This window comes from bacterium SCSIO 12827 (assembly GCA_024397995.1).
Classification (GTDB): domain Bacteria; phylum Pseudomonadota; class Alphaproteobacteria; order Rhodospirillales; family Casp-alpha2; genus UBA1479.
On the sequence record CP073746.1, the window covers coordinates 1,329,622 to 1,354,545 of the forward strand.

The following is a 24,924-nucleotide window of genomic DNA, read 5'->3' on the forward strand; positions in this document are numbered from 1 at the left end:
AGGCAACTCCTGTCCCGTTACATCAGCCTATTTCTCGACATGCTGGCCGCCGAAAGAGGTGCGGCCCGTAATACGATTGAATCCTACGGCCGGGATCTGGACGACTTCGCGTCGTTCTGCGCCCGGCGCAAGACGGCCGCCGACGCGGCCGGCCCGGATGACGTCACGGCCTATATGAAGCGCCTTTCGGGTGCAGGCATGGCGGCCAGTACCCAGGCCCGGCGGTTGTCGGCCCTGCGTCAATTCTTTCGCTTCCTGCAGGCGGAACGCATCCGCGACGACGATCCGACACAGGCTGTTGATGCGCCGCGTCAGGCGCGCTCACTGCCCAAATACCTGAGTGAGGAAGAGGTCGAACGCCTGCTGACCGCGGCCCGCGAACGGCCGGGTGCTGACGGCCTGCGCACGGCGGCCTTGCTGGAAGTGCTTTACGCCACGGGTCTTCGCGTGTCGGAACTGGTCGGCCTGCCCATGGCGGCGGTCGCCCGCGACGGACGGGTGCTGATCGTGCGCGGCAAGGGCGGGAAGGAACGCATGGTGCCCATCGGTGGCCCGGCGCGCGATGCCCTTGGCGATTATCTGGCCGTGCGCGACGGGTTTTTGGGCAAGGACAAGGATGCGCGGGCGGCCTTCCTGTTTCCGTCCCGTGCGCAACAGGGCCATCTGACGCGCGCCCGTTTCGGGCAGATTCTCAAGGAACTGGCGGTTGCCGCCGGCATTCCGCCGAAACGGGTATCACCGCACGTCCTGCGTCATTCCTTCGCCAGTCATCTGTTGGCCCACGGCGCCGATCTGCGGTCCCTGCAGCAGATGCTGGGTCATGCAGACATCTCGACCACGCAGATCTACACCCATGTCCTGGAAGAGCGCCTGAAGGCGCTGGTTGACCAAGCCCATCCCTTGGCCAAGGCCCCCCTGGATTAGGTGGAGAGGGGCAGTCTATCCCTCAGGGCGGCGCGACCGCACGGCGGTAGAGATGCCAGGTGGCGTGACCCAGCACCGGCAGAACCAGAAACAGGCCGATCAATCCGGACAGCAGGGCAAGGGCGATCATGGCGGCGATGGTGGCGCACCAGATCGCCATCACCCGTGGGTTAAGGGCGACGAACCGGACGCTGGTCAGCATCGCCGTGATGAAATCGACATCGCGATGGAACAGCATCGGGATGGAAATGACCGAATAGGAAAACACGGCGAAGGCGATGAGCGCCCCGGCTGCATTGCCGACCATCAGGAACAGCCAGCCCGATGGCGTGGTGAAGATGTCATAGATCAGTTCGCGGAATCCGAAGAACTGGAACCCCATGAAGCCGAAGGACAGCAGGGCGGCGATGTCCATCCAGAAGAACAGGGAAAACCCGGTGACCAGCGCCATCCACCCCAATTCACGGCTGAACATGGATTTCACGGTTCCCAGCACGATGCCCCAGCTGAGCACAGCACCCCCGTCCGGGGTAGGGGCTTCCAGGCGCTTGCTGATTACATAAAAGCCGCTGGCGATGAAAGGCGCGATGAGGGCAAATCCCGCCGCTAGGGGATAGACCAGATACGGCAGGTCGAAGGCGACCAGCATCAGAATCAGCAGCCAGCCACCGAGCACATAAATTCCCGCGAAAAAGATGTCGTAGGTAGGGGCTGCCCGGAAATCCCGCAAGCCCAGGGCGAGAACGTCGATCAAGTCATTGACGCCGACACGCATAACCTGCGGTGGCGGCGGGCGAGTTCCCCGGGGGACGGCCGGCGCGGCGTCGACGCTGGGGGCGGTCATGCGCTTATCCTTCCAGGCTCGCATCCATCGAGCCCCGTCTAATAACCATATAAAAAATGTGGATTGATGTCGACGAAGATCGGCGGACAGACACAGAATAAGTTGTGAAGGAAGGAACGGGGGCGCGCTTGTCAGCCTTCCGCCGCCACCTTTTCGACCAGCCAGCGCGCCGTGCGCAGCAGGCGCGCGTCATCGTTTCGCGCGCTGACCAACTGAACACCGATGGGCATGCCGTTGGCCCCCTGCATCAGGGGAATGGTCACCGCCGGTACACCCAGGTATGTCCAGGTTGAGCAGAACACCGGATCGCCCGTGGCATCCAGGCCCTTGGGCGCTTCGCCGCAGGTTGCCGGGGTCAGGATGGCGTCGAATTCCTCGCCCAGGCTTTTCACCCAGCCGGCCAGATGAACCCGCATGTCGACGCATTCGTTGAAATCGACGGCGGTGACCGTCTTGCCTTCCTCGATCATGGCGCGCAGCACGTCGCTCAGCTTATCTTCGCCGCGGGCCACGTATCCGGACAGGTAGCGCACCAGATCGGCACACATGATCTTGCGCAGGTTGTCGACGGCGCCATTGAAAGGATCGGGCAGGGTGACTTCTTCGCATTGATCGCCAAGGAATTCGCGCAGTTCTTCGAACGCTTCCTGGGCATCCGGTTCCGCGCGGTCCCAGACCGGGGATTTGACGAAGGCGAAGCGAGGTTCGATGGGGGGCTCTTGGCGGGTGATCTCCGACAGGCGCGGGGCGGCGGCCGGCTTGGTGTCCGGATCAGCCGGATCGTGGCCGATCAGACAATCGCTGATCAGGGCGGCGTCTTCCAGGGTCCGGGCGAACACGCCGACGTGGTCGAGGGTTCGCGACAAGGCCAGGGCACCGGCGCGGGAAATCCGTCCATGCGTCGGCTTGAAGCCGACGACACCGCAGAACGACGCCGGGCGAATGACGGACCCGTTGGTTTGTGAGCCGATCGCCAAGGGCACCATGCCTGCCGCGACGGCGGCGGCGGAACCGCTGGACGAGCCGCCCGGGGTGCGTTCCGGATCATGCGGGTTGCAGGTCTTGCCGGGGGAATAGACGGCCAGTTCCGTGGTCACGGTCTTGCCCATGATCACGGCACCGGCGGCCCTCAACAGGCGGACGGCGGCGCTGTCGTCATCGGGAAGACGGCCCTTGGACAGGACGGTGCCGTTTTCCGTGGGCAGGTCCGCCGTATCGAAGATGTCCTTGATGCCGACGGGAATGCCGTGCAGGGGGCCGGTCGGCGCACCACTGGCATGCAGTTCGTCACAATGGGCGGCCTGGCGGCGGGCGAAGTCCGGGTCGAGATGCGCCCAGGCGCCGATGGCGTCTTCTTTCGCGTTGATCCGCGCGAGGCAGGCCTCGACCAGTTCCGTGGAGGTGATCTCACCCCGTTCGATCATCCCAACCAATTGGGATGCGCCCAAATCCGCCAAATCCATGGTGCCGGTTCCTAAAGGTATGCCAAACCCGCGATGGTTCAGTCTGATGTGGTCTTCTTCAAGGTGGAGTCCCAAAGGTCGTAGAGGACCAGGGCCAGCACGCCGAGGCTGATGACCCAGAACGGCAGCCCGCCCCAGAACCCGGCGAAGCCGTGGGAGATGCCCCAGGCAAGGCCGAGGACGAACGCCGCCACCATTGCGGTGCCGAGGATGCCACAAATTTGTTCGAATACCCTTGATCTCATGATCGGTTCACTCCTGAAATCCTGGCTTGGATCACCCTTGTTTTGGTTTCGCTCATGCCGGCGTTACGGGATGTACTTGCCGAAGAAGTAATCGGGCAGGAACAGCGCAATCCCCGGGTACTGATACATCAGAACCATGACGGCGATGACGATGGCCAGGTACGGCATGATGCCCCTGAAAATTTCCATCAACTCGACGGCCTTGCCCATCACCCCTTTTAGATAATAGGCGGACATCGCCATGGGTGGGGTGAGGAACGACGTCTGCAGGTTGAGGGCAACCAGCATGGCGAAGAAGTAAGGATTGACGTCGAAGGTCTTCAGCATGGGCAGGAAAATCGGTACGAAGATGATCAGGATTTCCGACCATTCCAGGGGCCAGCCCAGCAGGAAGATGATCACCTGGACAAGGATCAGGAACTGCCAGGGCTCCAGGTTGAAGCCGAGGATGAAGTGTTCGATGATTTCGTGCCCGCCCAGATAAGAGAACACCGAGGCGAAGGTCCAGGACCCGACGAACAGCCAGCAGACCATGGCCGTCGCCTTGGCGGTCAGGTAGACGGATTCCTTGAGCATCTGCCACGTCAGGGAGCGATACATGCCCGCCAGGACGATGCCGCCGAAGGCTCCCATGGCGGCAGCTTCGGCTGGTGTTGCTAAGCCGGCGAGGATCGAGCCGAGAACCAGCAGAATGAGCGCCGTCAGCGGCACGAAGGATGTCAAAAGCTGCCAATAGACGATGCGCGGGGGCGGCACGTCTTCGGCCCGCGGCTTCGGCGCGATGGATGGATTGAACATCACGCGGATGATGACGTAGAGAATGTAGGATCCCGCGAGCAGGAAGCCGGGAAAAATCGCGGCGGCGTAGAGGCGTAGCGGCGACAGTTCTGCGATCGCGGCATAGACGATCAGCATGATCGACGGCGGGATCAAAATCCCCAGTGTGCCGCCGGCGCAGATCACGCCGGATGCGAAGCTCTTGTCATAATTGGCCTTGGCCATGGCTGGGAAGGCCAGCAGCCCCATCAGGGTCACGACGGCGCCGACGATCCCACTGGCCGTCGAGAACACGGCGCAGGTAATCAGCGCGGCGATGGCCATGGAGCCCGGCAGGTTCCGCGCCGCCATCTGCAGTGCGTAAAACAGCTTGTTGACGATGTTCGCGCGTTCGACCACGTAGCCCATGAACAGGAACAACGGGACGGCGACCAGCGTGTCGTTCTCCATCACCGAGTAGGTGTTCTGGTTCAAAAGGTAGAAGATCTTATTGTTAAAGATGTCGGCGAAGGTCGTGATGCTGCCGGCTTCGTAATAGGCGAAATAACCAAAGCCGACGCCCATGGCGAGCAAGGTGAAGGCCACCGGAAATCCGAGCAGCACCATCACAATGAAAAGCGACAACATCAAAATCGCTACTTCGGGGTTCGTCATTCTATAACGTGCTCCGTCTCACCAAAAGTCGGTGTGTAATTATGAGAATCAGGCCTGCGTCTTGGCGGCAGCGGCCTGCTGTTGCAGCAAGATGTCTTCGGTTTCCTGGGCGTCCTTGAGACGCGGCAGCCAACGGCCCGACTTGATCGCGAGATAGCAGCGCATGCATTCGGCGACGCCCTGAACAATGAACAGGCCGGCGGCCAGCGGGATCAGGGTCTTGAAGAAATAGATTTGGATGCGGGCCGGGCTGTTCCAGCTGACTTCCTTGTAACGCCATGAATCGGAAGCAATTTCAGCGCCGTACCAGGCCAGGGCCAGCATGCCCGGGAAAAAGAAACAAAAGTATAAAATCAAATCAATGCGCGCCTGCCAGCGGACCGACAGCAGGCGATAGACCACATCCGCCCGCACATGAGTGTCCTGGGCAAGGGCATATGGCCCGGCCATCAGGAACAAGGCGCCGTACATCTGAACCATCATGTCGAAGGCCCATACGGTCGGGGCATTCAAAGCATAACGGACAAATACTTCATAAGAGACCGACAGGGTCAAAATCAAAATGCACCAACCAAAGGTGCGCCCGACCCAGATGCTCAATTCTTCAATGGCATGGATAGTTTTTATCACGGCTTGGTTTCCCGCCCTTGATGGCTCAGGTCTTGAGGGACAGCCAGTTATGGCTGCCCCTCAATACCGAATTTTTTCGGATTGATCCTAGGAAAAAAAGGGATCAGATCAACCGAAGTAGTGCTTGTAAGCGATACCGTAGTCAGGCTGGTTCAGCAGCAGATAGCCCATGACCTTCTTGGCGTAGTCCTTCTGCGAAGCAACCACCTTGGCGAAGAACGGATCTTCGTCGGAGATCTGCTTGATAACGACGTCCCAGGCCTTCAACTGATCGGCCATGACGGCGTCCGGTGTGCGGAAGACATTGACGCCGTGCTTTTCCTTCAGCGCGACCAAGTCGTCGGCGTAACGCAGCGTGTTGTTCCAATAGAAGTTGGAGTTTTCCGCTTCCGACGCATATTCCAGGATCGACTGGAGTTCCTTGGACAGGGAATCGAACTTCTTCTTGTTGAAGGTGATTTCGAAGCATTCCTGCGACTGGTGGAAACTGGCCAGATGGTAGTGCTTGGAAACGTCCTGCATCCCGAAGTCCCTGTCCGAGGTCGGGTTGTTGAACTCGGCCGCGTCGATCAGACCGCTTTTCATGGCGGGCTGAATTTCGCCGCCCGGCAACTGAACAACCGATAAGCCCATTTCCTGACAGACGTTGGCCGCCAGACCAACGGTGCGGTACTTGAGGCCCTTCATCTGGGAAGCGTCTTTGATTTCTTCCTTGAACCAGCCAAGGGGCTGGGCCGGCATTGGGCTGTTGAAGAAGCTGACCAGGTTCAGGCCGAGGCTGCCCATCAACTCATTGAACAGAGCTTTTCCGCCACCGTAGTGGATCCAGCCGAGCATTTCCTGAGCCGACCAGCCGAAGCAGGGGCCGGTGCCGAACAGCGATGCCGCTTTCGACTTGGAATACCAGTAAGCCGGCACGTAGTGGGCGCCGTCGAGAACGCCACGATGGACGGCGTCCTGCATCTGACTGGTCTTCACGACCGAGTTGACGGACAGCAGATCGAGCTTCAGGCCCTTGCCGGCCATCTTGTTGACGCGTTCGACATAGCTTTTGGCGTTTTCAAGAAAAATGCCACCGCCCCAAGCGGCTTGAATTTTCAGAACCGTGGGGGCCGCCGTCGCGATGTTCGGCATGGCAAGAGTAGCAGCAGTCGCTCCGGCGGCAACGGCGCCGCCTTTAAGGAACTTACGCCGGTTCACTTTTGTGGTCGTCATGTGTTTCCTCCCAATTAATAATCAGCGAATAACCACCATCCGCCGATGGGTATAATTTGCGCGATGCTCGCGCGTTTAATGAACAGCCCAAGACGTCGTGTTGATTTTTTTTGCAATCCCCCGGGCTCGGTTACAACCGCTCCCAAGCCATTAGTGGCGGGGAACCGTTATATCCTGTCGGGAATCTTCCCAATACGCAACGCGAAGGCAAGGCTTTTTCCCTGTATGACTTTTCCTGCAGACGATGCGACACGGATTCGTTGAGGTGCACCCGCAGGGGCTCGGATCAAGATTCCGGGCCGGGGACGGCGGGAAATCGGGGTCCAGAGCGGCCCGCCCAGCTGCTGTCGCTGCAAATGCCGGACCGTGGGTGTTTTTCACGATGCGGAATAGCGCGCTGATTACAGTGTCTCAGGCGACCCGGTCGCCGGGGGTGCCGCCGGCGAAATAGGCGTCAAGATTATCGAGGGCGCGGAATCCCATTGCGTCGCGGGTTTCCCGATTGGCGCTGCCGATGTGCGGCAACAGGAATGTGTTGTCGAGCGCGATCAACCGCTTATCGACATTCGGTTCGTTGTTGTAGGCATCAATCCCCGCCGCGAACAGTTTGCCCGATTTCAAGGCGTCGACCAGCGCGTCGTCGTCGATCACCGCCCCCCGGGCGGCGTTGGCCAGGACGGCCCCATCCGGCAGCAGGGCGAAGCGCGCGGCATTCATGATGCCACGGGTCTCCGCCGTCACGTTGCAGTGAAGCGAGAGGAAATCGCAATGCGGCAACATGTCGTCCAGGGTGTCGTGCCAGACAGCCCCTTTTTCCTTGTCCGGGCTGAGGCGGGAACGGTTGTGGTAGTGGATTTCCATGCGGAAGGCGCGTGCCAGATCGGCGACCGTCTGGCCGACCCGGCCCATGCCGAGAATGCCCAGCCGTTTGCCGGTGACGCCCAGGCCGACCATGAAGGCGGGCGACCAGTCCTTCCAACCACCTGAGCGCACCAGGCGCTCACCCTCGCTGGCGCGCCGCGCCGCGCCGAGCATGAGCAGGATGGTCGTCTCCGCCGTGGCGTCGGACAGAACCTCGGGCGTGTTGGTGACGATGACGCCGTGTTTCTTCGCCGCCTCGACGTCGACATGGTCATAGCCGACGGAGAAATTGGCGATGATCTTCACGCGCTCGGGCAGCTTGGCGAAGACCTCTTCCGTGAAGTGTTCGGTATGGCAGGGCATGATGGCGTCCACGTCCTGGGCTGCTTCGATCAGCGCGTCTTTTGTATAGAGTTTGTCCGTCGGGTTCAGGCGCGCGTCGTAATCGCGGGACAGCCGCGCGTGCACGGCGTCCGGCAGTTTGCGGGTGACGAGTACGGTCGGTTTGGCGGCCATGATTTCCTCCCATCAGGTTGTCGGCATGGGGGTACACCACGGCGTCTAGCCTTGTCGAGGGGGAGCCTCCATTGCCGGCTGGTAGATGTCCATGTCGCGCACGGGTTCGGACACCATGACCTGGCCCAGAAGCTCGTCGCGCAGGTCGGTCAGATAAACGTAGGTCTGGGCTTCGGCCTTTTTCTTTTCACCGTCGCGTAGGATCGCCAGGGCATCCTCGATCCCGGCACGCAGGCGCGGAATGATGACGTCTTCTGCCCACAGCAACGAGATGATGCGTTCCGACCAGTCAAGCATGGGGGCGAGTGCATCCGCCGCGCGCCGGTTGCCGGTGATGCCGAGCACCGCCAGACGAAACCGCCGGTCGGCTTCGAACATGGCGGGGCGGGAGCGGTTAACCTCCGGCTTGGCGGCGTCGCGGGCAATGGCATCCAGCGACCGGATGTCGTCGGCGGTGATCATCTCCGTCGCCATGCCGGCGGCGGCCAGTTCGATCAGCAAGCGGAAATCGAACACTTCCTGGATGTCGCGGACGGTGACGCGGGACACCGTATAACCCTTGCGTGGGGCGGACAGGATCAGGCCGTCGTGGACCAGGCGGATCAGGGCGACCCGCACGGTGGCCAGCGTTGCCTCGTAACGCCGGCAGAACTCCTGTTCCGTCAGGTCCTGCCCCGGCGGCAGGGCGCCCTGAATGATGTCGAAGCGGATGCGGTCGTAGACCAGATCGCTGAGCTTGGGTTTCTCCATGAGAAAACTGATAGCATCAGATTCATCTTTTAACAATGTCAGATGTGGATTATAGACATATCAGATGATTTAACCTCTTCCAGGTGCAGGACCCTCCTCATGACCAAAGATCGCTTCGGTAACGACTTCGCGCCCGGCCTCGCCTATGCGCGCGGCGACATTCTGTCCTCGACCGCCGATGATTTGGCCAAACTGCGGGCCGCCTGGGAACATATCCGGGCGCGCGAGGCCAAGGGCGAGGACACGGTCAACGCCTCGGGCCTGGAGCGCTGCATGTCCGTGGAGCCGGGGGAGGAACACCTGCTCGACGACGAGATGGCGGCGGCCCTGCTGACTGACGAACTTCGTGAACTGGGATTGAGGATGTTCGGCGGCGATGGCGACCGCCACGACATCATGATGACCAACCGGTTGACGGCGGGCCTGCTGATCGCCGCCGACGTGGTGGTGCCCGAGGGATCGCACGTCATCGGCTTTTCGCCGACCTACAGTCATCCGGCGGTGCAGCGCGCGGCCAAACACGCACGGGCGACCTTCACCGACCTGACGGACATCCGCGATGTGGAGGCGGCGCTGCGCGCAGATCCCAAACCGGGGGCACTGTTCCTCACGCGATTGGCGGTCAGTTATCAAATTCTGGACGAGGCCGACCTGCGCCGGGCGGCGGACATCGCCCATGGTCGGGGCATTCCGGTGATCGTGGACGATGCCGGGGGCGCACGCGTCGGGCCGGCCTGTTTCGGTCAGCCGCGCACCTTGGAGTTGCCCGTAACGGTCGCCTGCACAGGGTTGGACAAGTACGGCACACTGGGCCCGCGCTTAGGGTTGATCGGCGGCGAGGCGTCCGTGATCGCCGCCATGCGCGCCCGTGCCTATGAAATGGGGATCGAGGCCCGGGCCATGCTGTTCCCGCAGGTTGTCCGGTCGCTCAAGTACTACAGCGACGAAAAGGTCCAGGCCCTGGTCGCCTGCACCATGACCGTGCGCGACGCGGTGGTCGCGGCGCTTGGCGCCGACCGGGTGCATGTCACGCCGGTGACGGCGCAGTTGAAGGCCGAGGATATCCTGGAGATGGCCATGGCGCGCAGCGGCGTGAACGAAGCACCTTGCGTGCCTTACGAGGCAACGGCGGGCCTCGCCATGCTGCTGCTGCGCGATTACGGCATCCTGACCGTGCATTTCGCAGGTATCCCGCCGGGAACCTCGGCGCTGATGTTGAAGTTCATCTCACCCCAGGTGTTGGCGGCGGTCGGCGGGGCGGATGCCTTCGCCCGCGCCATCGACGCCTCGATCGGCAAACTGGGGAGGTCATCGCCGACCCTGCGGCCCTTGCCCGCCTGCTGAAGGGGGCTGAGGCTTCGGTCCCCGCGTTGCCGGCGAATAGGTGGAGCAGCGGATCCGGGGTTTTTTCCGCATTGCGGTAAGCCTTCCATTCGTGGCTGATTTGCCCTTGCGGGCGCTTGGGGGGCTGGTTATGTTGCGCCCGCGAAATAACAATTCATAAGCGGTGGCGCCATCGGCTTCGAAACCCGAGAACGCCGCCTCATTCGGACGCAGGAGATTCAGATGAGCTTTCATATCGTCGAACAGGCGCCGGCGCGCTTGAACCGCAGCGAACTGGCCGTTCCCGGTTCCAACCCCACGTTCATGGAAAAGGCTGCCAAAAGTAACGCCGACGTGGTGTTCCTGGACCTGGAAGACGCCGTCGCCCCGGATGACAAGGCGCCTGCGCGCAAGAACATCATCGCCGCCCTGAACGATCTGGACTGGTCGGGCAAGACCGTGTCCATTCGCATCAACGGCCTGGATACCCATTACATGTACCGCGATCTGGTCGAGATCCTGGAAGGGGCGCCGGGCAAGCTTGACCTGATCATGATCCCCAAAGTCGGCACGGCGTCGGACGTCTATGCCATCGATATGATGGTGACCCAGATCGAAGACGCGACCAAGGTGTCCAAGCGCATCGGCTTCGAGCTGATCATCGAAACGGCCTTGGGTATGCAGAATCTGGCGGAAATCGCCCAGGCGTCCAAGCGCAACGAATCCCTGCACTTCGGTGTCGCCGACTACGCGGCGTCGACCAAGGCGCGGACCACCGTCATCGGCGGCCCGAACCGGGACTATGCCGTGCTGACCGATCCCGACGACGCCGGCAACCGCGACGTTCACTGGGGTGATATGTGGCATTACCCGATCGCCAAAATGGTCGTCGTCGCGCGCGCCAACGGCCTGCGCCCGATCGACGGCCCGTTCGGCGATTTCTCCGACCCGGACGGCTACAAGGCCCAGGCCATGCGCGCCTCGACCCTTGGCTGTGAAGGCAAGTGGGCGATTCATCCGTCGCAGATCGACCTTGCCAACGAGCTATTCAGCCCGTCGGAAAAGGAAGTGACCCAGGCCCAGCGCATCCTCGACGCCATGGACCAGGCTCAGAAGGAAGGCAAGGGCGCCGTCTCGCTTGACGGTCGCCTGATCGACATCGCCTCCATCCGCCAGGCCAAGGTATTGGTGGAAAAGGCGGCGCAGATCAAAGGTTCCTGATCTGTCTTTTCGGCATTTTTGAACAATAAACGGCGGGTTCCCTGGATTTGGGACCCGCCGTTTTCGTTTCTGTCCCCAGGGTGCCAAATCTATAGCGAAAGTAGGGATGTTCATCGCCCGCATAAGGTTTCTATAATGCCCGCAAAATACAAAGGGCAGGGACGGATATGGCGGAAACTTCCGCACAAGAGGGCAATGGCGCACGCCGGGTTTCGGACCGGGAGCGGTTCATTGCATTCTCTTTCTGTTGGGCCGAAGCCATCATCGAGCTCGACAGCGAGCGAACCATCACCTTTGCCGGCGGTATCCTGCCGCTTTTGACGGGTAAGGATCCGCGCACCCTGAAGGGCATGACGATCCTCGACATCATCGCCGACGAGGACCGTCCGTTGGCCGAACAGATGCTTGACGCCATCGCCCGCACCGGCCGGTTCGACAATATCCATCTGCGCTTCAAGGGAGCCAACGGCAATTCCCAACCCCTGGTGACCTGCGGCTACCGCAATCCGGAATTGGAAAACCGCTATTTCCTGGCATTCCATTTGGCCGGCGGCCTGTCCACGGACAAATCCCTGAAGAAAACGGGCAAGGAAGGGCTCTACGACGCCGACAGCTTCGGCAAGATGGCGTCCAAGATGTTGGCAGAAGGGGTCGACGGCGCCGACAAGATGACCCTGGTCGAACTCGACGGCTTGACCGAAGCTCAGGAGGAAATGGACGAGGCCCAGCGCGAGAACCTGATGGGCGCGGTGGGGTCGGTCCTCAAGATGTCGTCGGTCAACGGCGACGCGGCGGCCAAGCTGGGCGATGGCAAGTACGGGGTGGTCCACGGCCAGGGCCTGGACGTGGACGCCATGAAGGCGCGGATCTCGTCCCTGATCCAGAACATCGCGCCCGAAGCCGATGGCATCTCCGTCGGCGCGGCGACCATCGACGCCGGCGACGGCCTGACCGAGGAAAACCTGACCAAGGGCGTGATCCACGCACTCAACGAATTTTCCAAGTCCAAGGGCGGGGCGGTATCGCTCGAAGCCCTGTCGGGTAGCATGGACGACTTGGTCAAGGACGCCATGGAAACGGCGGAAACCTTCAACCGGGTGGTTAAGAAATCCGATTTTCGCATGGCCATGCATCCGATCATCGGGATCAAGGACGGAGTCATCCACCATTACGAGGCGCTGGCCCGGTTCCAGGGAAAGCATGGTGAAAGCCCCTACAAGTACATCACTTTCGCCGAGGAAACGGGCCTGATCGGGGCCTTCGACCTGTCCGTCATCGACAAGGTCATGGTCTGGATCGACGAGAACAAGGATTCCCCCCTGTTTGCCTCGGTCGCCGTCAACATCTCGGGCAACTCGATCGTCGACAAGCGCTACATCGACGGCCTGCAGGATCGCCTGAAGGCCAACCCCTGGACCCAGGGCAAGCTGATCTTCGAATTGACGGAATCATCGCGGGTCGAGGATCTGGAAACCGCCAACGAGTTCATCCAGAACCTGCGCGGCATGGGCTATCCCGTGTGCTTGGACGATTTCGGCGCCGGGGCGGCCAGTTTCCAATACCTGTCCGCCATCGATGTCGACGTGGTGAAGATCGACGGCCCGGTGGTCAAGAACGCGGAAGCGATCGAGCGCGGCCGGGCGTTCCTCACGGCGTTGGCGTCGTTCTGCCGGGAACTGAAGGTCGAGACCATCGCCGAAATGGTCGATACGCCGGAAACGGTATCGTTCTGCCACGCCTGCGGCATCGACTTCGTGCAGGGCTTTTTGTTCGGCCCGCCCAAGTTCGATCTGACTGAGTACAGTGATTTCCGCGACAAATTGGCGGCCTCCACCGCGCCGGGCGCCAAGGCCTCGGGGCCGCTGACCTCAAGCCACGCGACGTCGTCCGCATCGGCCGCGCCGGAACCGGGTGCGTCCTGACAAGGCCACGGCCGATGGACATCTATCACATCTGGTGCACCCTGAAGGACGGCGTCGGCGACATGGCCTTCGCCGGTCATGTGGGCAAATATCTGGACCATCTGAAGGATCAGGGGCACATCGCGGGCTGGCGGCTGACGCGGCGCAAGTTGGGCCTGGGCCCGGAAGATCTCCCCGAATTCCACATCATGGTCGAAGTCACGGGCCTGGCCCAATTGGATGAGGCGTTCGGTCACGTCGCCACGCGGGCAGAGCCCGTGGAAGGTCTTCACCATTGCGTCAACAGTCTGGTTTCAAAGGTAAAATTCGCGCTCTACCGGGACTTTCCCGACCCCGTCCGGAAAACGGGTGAAGAACGGTTCTAGCGGCGATTTCGGCGATTTTCAGCGTCGCCAAGATGCGAAGGCCTGTGCTAGAAAACGCAGATGCACAATTACCTGGATTTCGAAAAGCCCATCGCCGAGCTTGAGGGCAAGATCGAGGAGCTTCGGCACCTCTCGTCCGACGGCCAGATGAACATCGCCGACGAAGTCGGCAAGATGCAGGCCAAGGTCGACAAGCTCCTGGTCACGACCTATCAGAAGCTCACGCCCTGGCAGAAGACGCAGGTGGCGCGCCATCACGACCGCCCCCATGCCATGGACTACATCAATTCCCTGATCGACGATTTCACGCCCCTGGCTGGCGATCGCCAGTTCGCCGAAGACCCGGCCGTGGTCGGCGGCATGGGCCGTTTCCGCGGCCAGTCGGTGGTCGTCATCGGCAACGAAAAGGGATCCGACACGGTTGCCCGCGTGCGCCATAATTTCGGCATGGCCAAGCCCGAGGGCTACCGCAAGGCCCAGCGCCTGATGAAGCTGGCCGACCGCTTCAACCTGCCGGTCATCACCCTGGTCGATACGCCCGGCGCCTATCCGGGGGTCGAGGCAGAGGCCCGCGGCCAGGCCGAAGCCATCGCCCGGTCGATCGAAGTCTGCTTCGGCATCAAGGTTCCCTTCGTCTCCGTCGTTATCGGCGAAGGCGGGTCAGGTGGCGCTATCGCGCTTGCCGCCGCCAACGTGGTGGTGATGATGGAACATGCGGTCTATTCGGTGATTTCGCCGGAAGGCTGCGCCTCGATCCTGTGGCGCGACGGCGACATGGCGGAAACGGCGGCGGGGGCGTTGAAACTGACGGCGCAGGATCTGGCCGACCTCGGCGTCATCGACGCCATCGTTGCGGAACCGCTGGGCGGTGCGCACCGCGAACGGGATCAGGCGATCCAGTCGGTCGGCAAGGAAATCGACAAGCAGCTCGCCGAATTGGCGGCCCTGCCCGGTGACGCCCTGCGCAGTGCCCGGCGTGAGAAGTTCCTGAAGATGGGTGCCAACGGCCTCGCCTGATTTCTCGCCGTCTTCCGTGCAGGCGCCGGCAAGGGTAGTCTCGCAGGATGACATCCGCACAGAAAATGACTCTCTGGCTCAGCGCTCTTGGCGGCGCCGGTTTGGCACTCGTGCTCTGGGGCCTGCTGGCTTGGCTCGACGGTTGGCCGGGGCCGATTCCGGACGCGGGGGAGCGCATCGGCCTTGCCTTGAAGCTCGCGGTCCTGCTGGTCGTGGTGCAGGGGGTGGCGCTGACGCGGCTGATCACCGGGGCCATCGATCCGCTTACCGATGCGCCTACAACCTGGCGCCGCGTCGACATGCGCGTGCTCGCCAATACGGTCGAGCAGACACTGATCTTCCTGCCGCTCTATCTGGCGGTGGTGATGGTGATCAAGGCCGATGAAAGCCCCTGGCTGACGGCGCTGCCCGTGGCCTTCGTGCTGGCGCGAATTGCGTTCTGGATCGGCTACCGCATCAGCCCCATGGGCCGGGCACCCGGCATGGCGGCCGGGTTCTTCATCAATCTGGGGATGCTGGGCTTCGTGATCGCGCGGTTTCTCTGCTGACTGCTCGGGGTTTGTGACTAAACCTTACCGTGGCAGTGCTTGAACTTGTTGCCCGACCCGCAGGGGCAAGGGGCGTTGCGCGGCACCTTGCCCCAGGTCGCGGGGTCGTTGGGGTCGACCTCGGGGGCGGCCTGGCGATTGACCACGGTCATGGTCGCCGAACCCTCGGCCTGTTCGTCCTCGCCGCCCATATATTCGGGGCTGTCGTGATGGGCCTCGCCCTCGTCACCGGCGCGGGCGGCCAGGTATTCCTCTTCCGAGAAGTCCATGCTGAGTTCCACATGGGCCAGCATCATGGTGGTGCGCTCGCGCAGGCCGACCAGCATTTCCTCGAACAGGGCGAAGGCTTCCTGCTTGTACTCGTTCAAGGGGTCGCGCTGGCCATAGGCACGCAGCCCGATGCCGTGGCGCAGGTGGTCGAGGGTCAGCAGGTGGTCCTTCCACAGCTGATCCAGCAGTTGCAGCAGCACGGCCTTTTCGACCGAGCGGAAGATTTCCGGCCCGGCGTTGGCGGCCTTGGCGGCGATCTGTCCGTCCACGGCCTGGGTCAGGCGGTCGCGGATTTCGGCATCGGCGATGCCTTCTTCCTTGGCCCATTCCTGGACCGGCAGGTCGAGCCCGAAGACCCGCAGGATTTCCTCATGCAGGGTGTCCATGGCCCACTGCTCGGCATAGGCCTTTTCCGGCATGGTCAGGGCAACCATGTCATCGATCACCTGGTGGCGCATGTCGGCGACGTCCTCGGACACGTCCTCGGCCGCCATCAATTCCTTGCGCTGCTCATAGATGACCTTGCGCTGATCGTTCATGACGTCATCGAACTTCAGCAGGTTCTTGCGGATTTCGAAGTTCCGCTCTTCAACTTTCTGCTGCGCCTTTTCCAGGGCCTTGTTGACCCAGGGGTGGACGATGGCCTCGCCTTCCTGAAGCCCCAGTTTCTGGAGCATGCTGTCGATGCGTTCCGACCCGAAGATGCGCATCAGGTCATCTTCCAAGGACAGGAAGAAGGATGAGGCGCCGGGGTCGCCCTGACGGCCGGAACGGCCGCGCAGCTGATTGTCGATGCGCCGGCTTTCGTGGCGTTCCGTGGCGATCACATAAAGCCCGCCGGCCTGCTTGACGATCTCGCGGTCGGCCGCGATCTCTTCGGCGATCTTCTTGTAATGGGTTTCGTATTCCGGGGTGCCCGGCTCGGCCTTGATTTCCTGCAGGGCGCGCATGTCGACGTTGCCGCCCAACTGGATGTCGGTGCCGCGGCCGGCCATGTTGGTGGCGATGGTGACGCCGCCGGGCCGCCCGGCCTGGGCGATGATCTGGGCTTCCTGATCGTGGAAGCGGGCGTTCAGAACGTTGTGTTCGATCTTGCGCTTCTTCAGGCGGGCCGACAGTTCCTCGGATTTCTCGATGGACACGGTGCCGACCAGAACCGGCTGCTTCCTTTTGTGGCAGTCCTCGATCAGGTCGAGGATCGCCTCGAACTTCTCGCTGCCCGTGCGGAACACGATGTCGTCCTCGTCCTTGCGGATGCAGGGCACGTTGGTCGGAATCTCGATCACCTCGAGACCGTAGATCTGATGGAACTCGCCGGCTTCGGTCATCGCCGTGCCGGTCATGCCGGCGAGCTTCGGATACAGGCGGAAATAATTCTGGAAGGTGATCGAGGCCAGCGTCTGGTTCTCGTTCTGGATCTCCACGCCTTCCTTGGCTTCCAAGGCCTGGTGCAGGCCTTCGGAATAGCGCCGGCCCTCCATCATGCGGCCGGTGAATTCGTCGATGATGACGACCTTGCCGTCCTTGACGATGTAATCCGTGTCGCGCTGGAACAGGATATGCGCCCGTAGCGCCGAATTGGCGTGATGGACCAGGGCGATGTTGTTGATGTCGTAGAGCGAGCCGTCGTCGAGCAGGCCCTGCTCGCGCATCATCGCTTCAAGCTTTTCCATGCCGGCTTCGGTGAAGGTGACGGAGCGCGCCTTTTCGTCCTTTTCGAAATCGTCGGGGGTGACGTTCTTCAGCAGCTTGTCGACGGAGACGTAGAGGTCCGAATTGTCCTCGGTCGCGCCCGAGATGATCAGCGGCGTGCGCGCCTCGTCGATCAGGATGCTGTCGACTTCGTCGACGATGGCGTAGTTGAAGGGCCGCTGAACCATGTCGTCGAGCGAGAACTTCATGTTGTCGCGCAGATAATCGAAGCCCAGTTCGTTGTTGGTCGCATACGTGATGTCGCAGCCATAGGCGGCGCGCCGTTCGTCGTCGTCCAACCCGTGCTTGATGACGCCGACGGTGAGCCCCAGGAAATCGTAGACCGGCCGCATCCAGTCCGCGTCGCGCGAGGCCAGGTAATCGTTGACCGTGACGACATGGACACCCTCGCCGGAAAGGGCGTTGAGGTAGACCGCCAGGGTCGAGACCAGGGTCTTGCCTTCACCGGTCTTCATTTCCGCGATTTGGCCCCGGTGCAGAACGATGCCGCCCAGCATCTGCACGTCGAAATGGCGCAGGCCCAGGGTGCGCTTGGAGGCCTCGCGCACGGTGGCAAAGGCTTCGACCATGATGTCGTCGATGCTTTCCCCCGCTTCGAGGCGCTGTCGGAAGGTGGCGGTGCGGGCCTTGAGCGCATCGTCGGACAACTTCTCGAGTTCAGGCTCAAGGCCGTTGATGGCATCGACGTCCTTTTGCAGGCCGTTCAGGTACCGGTCATTGGCGGAACCGAACAGGCTCTTGGCGATGGCGCTGAACATTCGGGGGTCGTCCTTGAATGGGTAAATGAATATGACAAGTATGAAGCGATTGTGGCGGTTCCTGGGCGGAATCGCTGGGGAAGAGATAGAGGGGCTCCCCGGTCCTGTCAATGCGGGCCGCCCCATGAGGTTCTTGAAATTACCCTCACATTCAAATGATTGTCACGGCGACCGGTCGGCGGGTAGGGTGGGGCCCAATCCAGCGGCCGAAGGTTCGGTCGTCTTTCAACGAAAAGGATCTGTTTATGACGTTTCAAAACGCCCTGCGCGCAGGTGGTGTCGCGGTCTTGATGGGTCTGGCGCCCCTAAGTTTTGCCGCGGCGCCGGTTCTGGCCGCCGACGACCCGGTGGCCGCCACGGTGGACGGCACCAAAATCATGCGCTCCGAGGTCACCGAGGCCTACAGCCGCCTGCCGGCCGAATACCAGCAGGTGCCGCTTGAGCAGATCTACCCGGCGTTGCTGAACAGCCTGATCGACACCAAGCTGGCGGCCATCAAGGCGCGCAAGGAAAAGATCCATGAAACGGCCGAGTTCAAGGAGGAACTGGCGGCGTTCACCGAACGGCTGCTGGGCTCGACCCTGATTCAGCGGGCGGTCGATGCCAAGGTCACGGACCAGGCGGTCGCCGCGCGCTATGCCGAAGTCACAAAGGACATGGGCGGCCAGGTCGAAGTCCATGCCCGCCATATCCTCGTGAAAACCGAGGATGAGGCGAAGGCGGTGATCAAGGAATTGGCCGGCGGCGCCGATTTCGCCGATACGGCGAAGAAGAAATCGACCGGTCCTTCCGGCCCCAACGGCGGCGACCTGGGTTATTTCGGCAAGGGTCAGATGGTGCCCGAGTTCGAAAAGGCGGCCTTCGCCCTTGATAAGGGAGCGATGACCAAGACGCCGGTGAAGACCCAGTTCGGATGGCATGTCATCAAGGTCGAGGACAAGCGTTCACAGCCGGCCCCCTCGCTTGAGGAAATGGAACCGCAGATTCGCGACAGCCTGACCCGCGAGATCGGCGCCGAGGTGACCAAGGGCCTGCGCGAGACGGCGAAAATCGAACGCTTCAATTTGGACGGCACTCCGGCTAAGTAGGAGGCGATTCAAGGCCTTCCCCGACCAGGGAAGGCCCTTCCAACTCCTTGCAGACGCGAGTTCGACCATGGCCAAGACCAAGCCCAAAGTCTCCCCCCTGGCGCCCGAAGCCTTCCCGACCATTCCGCCGATCGACGGCGTGCGCGTAGCCACCCGTGCCTGCGGCGTGCGTTACAAAGGGCGGACGGACGTCCTGCTGGTCGAACTGGCCGACGAGACCCAGGCGGCGGGGGTGTTCACCAAATCGTTGACCGCGTCGGCCCCCGTGGATTGGTGCCGCAAGTCCCTTCCGGGCGGCATCGCCAACGGGCTGATCGTCAATTCCGGCAATGCCAACGCCTTCACCGGGCGGCTGGGCGAGGATGCGGTGGAACAGGTGGTCGAGGCCGTGGCCGACCGTCTGGCCTGCCGGCCGTCACGAGTGTTCGCGGCGTCCACGGGCGTGATCGGCGAGCCGCTCAATTTCAAGTCCATCACCGACAATCTGGACGCCCTGGCGGCCGATCTTGCCCCCGGCAAATGGGACGAGGCGGCCAAGGCCATCATGACCACCGATACCTTCCCCAAGGGGGCGGTGAAGGAAGCCCAGATCAACGGCACCAAGGTCACCATCGCGGGCATCGCCAAGGGATCGGGCATGATCGCGCCGGACATGGCGACCATGCTGGCCTATGTGTTCACGGATGCGAAAATCCCGGCCCCCGTTCTGCAGGGCATCCTGGCCCCGATCTGCGAACGCACGTTCAATTCGATCACCGTGGACAGCGATACATCGACCAGCGATTCCCTGATGCTGTTCGCCACGGGGGCGGCGGGCAACGCCGACCGGTTCTCCGGCCCCGACGATGCCGCGCTCAAGGATTTCCGGACCAAGGCGGAAGCGGTCATGCGCGACCTTGCCCATCAGATCGTGCGCGACGGCGAAGGGGCGTCAAAGTTCATCGAAATCACGGTCACCGGCGCCGACAGCGACGCCGCGGCCAAGCGCATCGGCCTGTCGATCGCCAATTCGCCCCTGGTCAAGACGGCGATCGCCGGCGAAGACGCCAACTGGGGCCGCATCGTCATGGCCGTGGGCAAGGCGGGTGAGAAGGCCGAACGCGACCGCCTGAACATCGCCATCGGCGGCATCACCATCGCCGCCAACGGCCTGGCCGTGGACGGCTACGACGAAGCTCCGGTGACGGCCCATATGCAAAGCCCGGAAATCAACATCGCCGTCGACGTCGGCGTGGGCAACGGGCGGGCCACCGTGTGGACCTGCGACCTGACCCACGGCTACATCGACATCAACGCCGACTATCGGTCTTGATATGAACCCTCAGTCGCCGGGCGGACGCCTCCGCGTCCTTGGCTCTCGCGCTGACCGCGCGGCGCCCGCTTGGGCTTGCCTCGACGCCTTGAAAAGGCGCCTCGGTTAATGGCGCCCGCGAACCTTCCCGAAGGCGGCTGCTGGGATGCGGAATTCCGCAAATCCCAGGGCGACGTGCGGACGGTCATCGTGGTCGCCGCCGTGCTGGTCGATATCGATGGGCGGGTGTTGGTCGCGCAAAGGCCCGAGGGCAAGGCCATGGCCGGCCTGTGGGAATTCCCCGGCGGAAAACTGGAAGTCGGCGAATTGCCGGAAACGGCCCTGGTCCGCGAACTGAAGGAAGAACTGGGCATCGACCTGACGGAAAGCTGCCTGGCGCCCCTGACCTTCGCCAGCCACCTTTATGAAGATTTCCACCTGCTGATGCCGGTCTATGTCGCGCGCCAATGGAAGGGTGAGCCCCGGGGCCTCGACGGCCAGGCCCTGAAATGGGTGCAGCCGGTGAAACTGCGCGACCTGGCCATGCCGCCGGCGGACGAACCCCTGGTCGCCCTGATCCGTGATTTCCTGGGTTAGAGCCTATCATCTTGATACGGAACCGCTGAGACGTCGGAGGACGTGTTCTGGCTAGGAAGGCGGTGCGCAGCGATGCGGTGTCATCGGAAGCGCCGCCTGACGCCGCCAGAGCGCGTCATCCGCCGCCTGCGGTCGGTTGTCCGGGCTTCCGGCGTCGTCGAGGCCGCTCGCCGATGCCCCGCATCGCCGTCACGTCCTCTCCTATCAGGAAACCCGGACAACCGATCTCAGCCGCTTCCGTATCAAGATGATAGGCTCTAGCTGAAATACCAGAGGTCCACCACGAAATGGACCAGGATGACCAGCGCCAGGCTGCGGCTTCGCCGGTAGAGATACATCAGCAGTACGCCCCAGACGATGGCGATGGCCGTATCGGCCAGGCCCTGGGGCAGGTGCAGCAGGCCGAACACCAGGGATGATCCGACATACAGCCCGGTGACGCCGCCGCCCCGGGCATGCCACCAATCAGTCCACAGGCGGCGGAACACCAGTTCCTCCGACACCGCGACCAGGACGAGGCCGAAGGTCAGGTCCACGGCCTGCCAGACCTCGTTTTCCGGGGGCGGGAAGGAGACTTCGGGGAACAGGGCCGTATCGAAGGCCGCGCGTTGGGCCAGGCCGCCGGTCCAGGTATCGGCCGCGATGATCGCGGCGGCCCCGCCCAGCGCCAAAAGCCAGACCCGGTCGGTGATCGGCGGCAGGGGGCGGCGGAAACTGTCCGTCAGCGCCGCCCAGCCGAGTGCGATGATCAGGGCGCGCTGGGCGTAGTCGATCAGGTAGACGTCCGTATCAACGGCGGCGAACTTGATCCAGCCGGCGTAGAACAGGACGAGAAGAAGAGCGAGCCGGAACCCCGGGCGGGCCGTCACGGCGGTCACCGCATGCCGTTGATCAGCTTGCAGGTCTTGAACATCTCGGTGATCGAGCAGTCATAGAACGCGTCCATGCGGCTGCGCAGATCCGCCGACAAGGTCAGCAGTTTGGAGCGCGCGTCCTTGGGATTGTCCTGTTCGATCAGAAGGCCCTTCTTCAGGGCGACGTCCAGGTATTTGCCCGCCGTATGCGCGCTTTTGATGCTGGTCATGAACTTGAGTGCATCCGTCTTGCGCACGGGCGTGCGGGCGCGCCACATGTTGTTGAACAGGTCCCAATAGGCAGCGTCGTAGAAATCCGTGTCGCCTTCGAATACTTCGACCCATTCGCGGCCAATGGCGTCGTTGAGCTCCATATAGGCGCGATGCTGATCGTTGCTGAAAGACAGCGTCATTGCTTGTTTTCCCCATAACCTTTTGCGGTGCCCAGGCTCCCCCCATGGACGACCGCATCCCCGCGTTTCTTATATCGCAATGGAAACTAGATGCAAAAATGAAATTAGTTATTGACATCAATTTTGCATGTAATTATACATATGATGTTTCATCAATCCGCCAACGGGGGACATACCGGTTCCGGCGGACCATTGAAGGAGGACGTTATGAACACGACCAAGATGCAGACGACTGAACAGGCCGGTTCCGCCGGCAGCCATCGGACGGTCCGGCGCGCGGCCCGCGGGCCCGTGTTCGCCGCCGTCGCGGCCCTGATGGGCGTGGTGATGCTGGGCGGTTGCGTCACCGACGGCAACACCGGCATGAAGCAGGGGGCGGGCACGCTGCTCGGCGCCGGGCTGGGCGGCCTGGTCGGCTCGAAGATCGGCGGCGGCCGCGGCCAGTTGGCGGCGGTCGCGGCGGGCGCGCTTTTGGGCGGCTTCATGGGCAACGAGGTCGGGGCATCCCTTGATCGTGCCGACCAGATGTACCAGCAGCGCGCCCAGAACACGGCCCTGCACACCGCCGATTGGCAGCCTGTCGCCTGGTCCAACCCGGACAGCGGCAATTCGGGCACCATCACGCCGGTCCGCACCATGCAGAACACCAACACCGGCGAGGTCTGCCGCGAATACCAGACCTCGGTGACCATCGGCGGCCGGGTCGAACAAGGCTACGGCACCGCCTGCCGCACCGCCGACGGCGCTTGGCGCCTTTCCAGCTAGTCAAAATCCCCCCGACAGGGACGGTTCGACCTCCTTCCCTGTCCCTGTCCAAGCCCTGACCGTCCCGCATCCGTGCGGGGCGGTCTTGCTTTGGGCCGTTGCCTTGGGGGCACTGTTCGGGCTAGCTACATGCCGCCGAGCCGGAGGACACATGAGCAACCCCAAGACCGTCACCGCCTGCCTGATCATCATCGGCAACGAGATTCTGTCGGGCCGCACCCGCGACGCCAACCTGCAGTTCCTGGGTGAAAACCTGAACGCGCTGGGCATCCGCCTGATGGAAGGCCGCGTCATTCCCGATGTCGAAGCGACCATCATCGCCAATGTGAACGACGCCCGCGCCCGTTTCGATTATGTGTTCACCACCGGCGGCATCGGGCCGACCCATGACGACATTACCTCGGCCTGTATCGCCAAGGCCTTCGGCCGCAAACTGATCCGCCATCCCGATGCGGAAAAACTGCTGCTCGCCCATTACAAGCCCGAGGACGTGACCGAAGCCCGCATGAAGATGGCCGACGTGCCGGAGGACTCGATCCTGCTCGACAATCCGGTCAGCCGCGCCCCGGGGTTCCAGGTCGACAACGTGTTCGTGCTGCCGGGCGTGCCCCGGATCATGCAGGCCATGTTCGACCTGTTCAAACACCGGCTTACGGGCGGGGCGGAGATGCTGTCCAAATCCATCGCCTCCTACACGCCGGAGGGCAAGATCGCGGCCCGCCTGACGGCGTTGCAGGACGAACACCCGGCGCTGGAGATCGGCAGCTATCCGTTTTCCCGCGACGGCAAGCACGGCTCGACCATCGTCATCCGCGGCACGGATGCGGCCGACATCGCCGATGCGGCGGACAAGCTCCGCGCCATCATGCGCGATCTGGGCAACGACCCCCAGGAAGTGGATTTGTAAGACGCGCGCTCAGCGCTTCAGGATGAATTCGGACACATCGGCCCGATCCTGCCAGCCGGCGCGCACCAATTCCGGCTCCAGGTGCTCCTCCTCGGGCAGGCCCAGGCACAGATAGGCGACCAGGTGCCAGTCTTCGGGGACGTCGAGGATTTGCGACACACGGCCGGGATGGAGGATCGACACCCAGCCCACGCCGACCCCCGCCGCCCGCGCCGCCAGCCACAGGGTATTGACGGCGGCGACCACGGAATAGGGCAGCATTTCCGGCATGGTGTTCTGGCCCAGGCCGTGCCCGCGCTCCGTCGCCCGGTCGGCGAACACGGCCAATTGCACGGGCGCCTTGTCCAGCCCCGCCAGCTTCAACCCCGCATAGGTCTGGGCGCGCTCCCCGGAATAGCCCTGAAGGGCGTCCGTATTGGCGGCCTCGAAATCGTCGCGCACCGCCTTGCGGCGGGCCGCATCCTCGACCACGACGAAGCGCCAGGGCTGTGAATTGCCGACGCTGGGCGCCAGCGCCGCCTGGGCCAGCAGGCCTTCCAGCAGGCCGTCGGGCAGGGGGGTGGCCAGGAATCGCCGCACGTCGCGCCGCCACAGCAACAGGTCGCGCAGCTTGTCGCGGAAGGCCGCGTCGAAATCCGGTGGCTGCGTGCCGGGGCCTGGGTCGGGGCGCTCGCTCATGGGGTCGAGGTGTAGCCCCTGCCGCGAAGGCGGGCAACCCGTCCTTGGCCCTTGCGATGGAAAGCCCGTAGGATTACCAGAGGCATGCCGCAACGGCGGCCGCGCGCGGGCGTGGTGAAATTGGTAAACACAAGGGACTTAAAATCCCTCGGCCTTACGGCCTTGTCGGTTCAAGTCCGACCGCCCGCACCATCCGCCTTCGCTTACGGTTCGGTGAATTAGATATCTGTGTTCCCATAATGTTCTATTTTCTTGTATTCTCTCTGCTGTGATTGCATTCTGTAGTGCGGGGTACAGCAGTGCGGCAAGGCAAAT

Annotated in this window: 24 protein-coding genes and 1 tRNA gene; 13 read left to right on the plus strand and 12 right to left on the minus strand. The window is 62.6% G+C overall.

The genetic code is table 11. The annotated features are described in order from the left end of the window. Window positions 1–39: 39 nt before the first annotated feature. Window positions 40–924, plus strand: coding sequence for a site-specific tyrosine recombinase XerD (gene xerD / locus KFF05_06270; GenBank protein ID UTW52962.1), 885 nt, complete (start codon window positions 40–42; stop codon window positions 922–924). A gap of 22 nt (window positions 925–946) precedes the next feature. On the opposite strand, the gene KFF05_06275 is transcribed toward xerD, so the two are convergent. The 8 genes from KFF05_06275 to KFF05_06310 all read right to left on the minus strand — a co-directional run bounded on the left by KFF05_06275 (window position 947) and on the right by KFF05_06310 (window position 8,879). After that, the gene (locus KFF05_06275) at window positions 947–1,768 is read right to left on the minus strand and encodes a DUF2189 domain-containing protein (GenBank protein ID UTW52963.1); all 822 of its coding nucleotides are present in this window, start codon (window positions 1,766–1,768) and stop codon (window positions 947–949) included. A 131-nt stretch (window positions 1,769–1,899) separates the two neighbouring features. Further along, window positions 1,900–3,231, minus strand: a complete 1,332-nt coding sequence (locus KFF05_06280; protein ID UTW52964.1) for an amidase — start codon at window positions 3,229–3,231, stop codon at window positions 1,900–1,902. A gap of 38 nt (window positions 3,232–3,269) precedes the next feature. Further along, entirely contained in the window at window positions 3,270–3,476 is a 207-nt protein-coding gene (locus KFF05_06285) for a hypothetical protein (GenBank protein ID UTW52965.1), read from the minus strand. Window positions 3,477–3,539: 63 nt separating this feature from the next. Then, on the minus strand, window positions 3,540–4,907 hold the full coding sequence (locus KFF05_06290; protein UTW52966.1) for a TRAP transporter large permease subunit: 1,368 nt from the start codon (window positions 4,905–4,907) through the stop codon (window positions 3,540–3,542). A 48-nt stretch (window positions 4,908–4,955) separates the two neighbouring features. Beyond that, complete coding sequence (locus KFF05_06295) at window positions 4,956–5,537, minus strand: TRAP transporter small permease subunit (GenBank protein ID UTW52967.1); 582 nt, start codon at window positions 5,535–5,537, stop codon at window positions 4,956–4,958. A 108-nt stretch (window positions 5,538–5,645) separates the two neighbouring features. Continuing rightward, window positions 5,646–6,752, minus strand: a complete 1,107-nt coding sequence (locus KFF05_06300) for a TRAP transporter substrate-binding protein (protein UTW52968.1) — start codon at window positions 6,750–6,752, stop codon at window positions 5,646–5,648. Between the two features lie 411 nt (window positions 6,753–7,163). After that, complete coding sequence (locus KFF05_06305; GenBank protein ID UTW52969.1) at window positions 7,164–8,129, minus strand: D-glycerate dehydrogenase; 966 nt, start codon at window positions 8,127–8,129, stop codon at window positions 7,164–7,166. A 45-nt stretch (window positions 8,130–8,174) separates the two neighbouring features. Continuing rightward, a complete protein-coding gene (locus KFF05_06310; protein ID UTW52970.1) occupies window positions 8,175–8,879 on the minus strand; it encodes a GntR family transcriptional regulator in 705 nt (234 codons plus the stop codon). 99 nt (window positions 8,880–8,978) lie between these two features. Between KFF05_06310 and KFF05_06315 the strand changes: the two genes are divergently transcribed. From KFF05_06315 to KFF05_06340, 6 genes are all read left to right on the plus strand, one after another. Then, window positions 8,979–10,223, plus strand: coding sequence for a hypothetical protein (locus tag KFF05_06315; protein UTW52971.1), 1,245 nt, complete (start codon window positions 8,979–8,981; stop codon window positions 10,221–10,223). A gap of 222 nt (window positions 10,224–10,445) precedes the next feature. After that, window positions 10,446–11,423 carry a CoA ester lyase gene (locus tag KFF05_06320; protein UTW52972.1) on the plus strand — a complete coding sequence of 326 codons (978 nt, stop codon included), beginning with the start codon at window positions 10,446–10,448 and terminating at the stop codon, window positions 11,421–11,423. A gap of 167 nt (window positions 11,424–11,590) precedes the next feature. Then, window positions 11,591–13,345: an EAL domain-containing protein gene (locus tag KFF05_06325; GenBank protein UTW52973.1), complete on the plus strand. Its 1,755-nt coding sequence runs from the start codon at window positions 11,591–11,593 to the stop codon at window positions 13,343–13,345. A 14-nt stretch (window positions 13,346–13,359) separates the two neighbouring features. Continuing rightward, window positions 13,360–13,710, plus strand: a complete 351-nt coding sequence (locus KFF05_06330; protein ID UTW52974.1) for a hypothetical protein — start codon at window positions 13,360–13,362, stop codon at window positions 13,708–13,710. Window positions 13,711–13,770: 60 nt separating this feature from the next. Beyond that, entirely contained in the window at window positions 13,771–14,727 is a 957-nt protein-coding gene (locus KFF05_06335; GenBank protein UTW52975.1) for an acetyl-CoA carboxylase carboxyltransferase subunit alpha, read from the plus strand. Window positions 14,728–14,774: 47 nt separating this feature from the next. Further along, the gene (locus KFF05_06340; protein ID UTW52976.1) at window positions 14,775–15,275 is read left to right on the plus strand and encodes an MAPEG family protein; all 501 of its coding nucleotides are present in this window, start codon (window positions 14,775–14,777) and stop codon (window positions 15,273–15,275) included. A gap of 17 nt (window positions 15,276–15,292) precedes the next feature. Here KFF05_06340 and secA read toward each other — a convergent pair whose 3' ends face one another. Then, on the minus strand, window positions 15,293–18,016 hold the full coding sequence (gene secA, locus KFF05_06345) for a preprotein translocase subunit SecA (protein UTW52977.1): 2,724 nt from the start codon (window positions 18,014–18,016) through the stop codon (window positions 15,293–15,295). 245 nt (window positions 18,017–18,261) lie between these two features. Here secA and KFF05_06350 point away from each other — a divergent pair, with 245 nt between their 5' ends. The 3 genes from KFF05_06350 to KFF05_06360 all read left to right on the plus strand — a co-directional run bounded on the left by KFF05_06350 (window position 18,262) and on the right by KFF05_06360 (window position 20,992). Beyond that, window positions 18,262–19,104 (plus strand): peptidylprolyl isomerase, encoded by an 843-nt coding sequence (locus tag KFF05_06350; protein ID UTW52978.1) that lies wholly within the window; start codon window positions 18,262–18,264, stop codon window positions 19,102–19,104. 67 nt (window positions 19,105–19,171) lie between these two features. After that, entirely contained in the window at window positions 19,172–20,416 is a 1,245-nt protein-coding gene (gene argJ, locus KFF05_06355; GenBank protein ID UTW52979.1) for a bifunctional glutamate N-acetyltransferase/amino-acid acetyltransferase ArgJ, read from the plus strand. 108 nt (window positions 20,417–20,524) lie between these two features. Next, the gene (locus tag KFF05_06360) at window positions 20,525–20,992 is read left to right on the plus strand and encodes a (deoxy)nucleoside triphosphate pyrophosphohydrolase (GenBank protein UTW52980.1); all 468 of its coding nucleotides are present in this window, start codon (window positions 20,525–20,527) and stop codon (window positions 20,990–20,992) included. A gap of 257 nt (window positions 20,993–21,249) precedes the next feature. On the opposite strand, the gene KFF05_06365 is transcribed toward KFF05_06360, so the two are convergent. Both KFF05_06365 and KFF05_06370 read right to left on the minus strand, forming a co-directional pair. After that, window positions 21,250–21,861, minus strand: coding sequence for a CPBP family intramembrane metalloprotease (locus KFF05_06365; GenBank protein UTW52981.1), 612 nt, complete (start codon window positions 21,859–21,861; stop codon window positions 21,250–21,252). 5 nt (window positions 21,862–21,866) lie between these two features. Next, window positions 21,867–22,259 carry a MarR family transcriptional regulator gene (locus tag KFF05_06370; GenBank protein UTW52982.1) on the minus strand — a complete coding sequence of 131 codons (393 nt, stop codon included), beginning with the start codon at window positions 22,257–22,259 and terminating at the stop codon, window positions 21,867–21,869. 315 nt (window positions 22,260–22,574) lie between these two features. Between KFF05_06370 and KFF05_06375 the strand changes: the two genes are divergently transcribed. Together KFF05_06375 and KFF05_06380 are read left to right on the plus strand one after the other, a co-directional pair. Continuing rightward, complete coding sequence (locus KFF05_06375) at window positions 22,575–23,024, plus strand: glycine zipper 2TM domain-containing protein (protein ID UTW53604.1); 450 nt, start codon at window positions 22,575–22,577, stop codon at window positions 23,022–23,024. A gap of 151 nt (window positions 23,025–23,175) precedes the next feature. Next, the gene (locus KFF05_06380) at window positions 23,176–23,931 is read left to right on the plus strand and encodes a competence/damage-inducible protein A (GenBank protein ID UTW52983.1); all 756 of its coding nucleotides are present in this window, start codon (window positions 23,176–23,178) and stop codon (window positions 23,929–23,931) included. A gap of 9 nt (window positions 23,932–23,940) precedes the next feature. Here KFF05_06380 and bluB read toward each other — a convergent pair whose 3' ends face one another. Then, window positions 23,941–24,609 carry a 5,6-dimethylbenzimidazole synthase gene (bluB, locus tag KFF05_06385; GenBank protein ID UTW52984.1) on the minus strand — a complete coding sequence of 223 codons (669 nt, stop codon included), beginning with the start codon at window positions 24,607–24,609 and terminating at the stop codon, window positions 23,941–23,943. Window positions 24,610–24,714: 105 nt separating this feature from the next. Between bluB and KFF05_06390 the strand changes: the two genes are divergently transcribed. Beyond that, window positions 24,715–24,801 (plus strand) — tRNA-Leu (locus KFF05_06390). The last annotated feature ends 123 nt before the right edge of the window (window positions 24,802–24,924 follow it).